The sequence below is a fragment of the Frankia sp. Mgl5 genome, assembly GCF_023242985.1.
Lineage (GTDB): Bacteria > Actinomycetota > Actinomycetes > Frankiales > Frankiaceae > Parafrankia > Parafrankia soli.
This window is the reverse complement of sequence record NZ_JALKFY010000531.1, coordinates 1-357: the sequence shown is the minus strand read 5'-3', so window position 1 is coordinate 357 and position 357 is coordinate 1. Positions and strand designations below refer to the sequence as shown.

General features: G+C 54.3%; 1 pseudogene. It reads left to right on the top strand.

Annotated features, from left to right (window positions below):
- Window positions 1-357, top strand: a pseudogene (locus MXD62_RS10480) (DUF58 domain-containing protein); the annotation flags it as partial.

Here is a 357-nt window from a genome sequence, read left to right as displayed (position 1 = left end):
CTGTTGTCCCTGCATGGAAAAGGCAAGGCGCAGCAGTTATTTCACTTTCTCGGTTCGCTTGCGCCGGACGGCACGGGCGACATCAACCAGGCGCTTCGCTCTGGCTCTGCCGTTCATGGCAAAACAGGTGTCTCGGTGGTGTTCTCCGACTTTTTGTATGAAAACGGCTATGAGCAGGGGATCAACTTTTTGCAAGCGGCCAAACAGGAAGTTGCCCTGGTACAGCTGCTGACAAACGCAGAGCGCAACCCTGTCTACGAAGGCGGACTTCGCTTGGTGGACAGTGAAACGCAGCTGTCCAAGGAAATCTCTTTTTCGCCGCTGTTGCTGGCAGAGTATCGCCAAACGGTAAAAGAC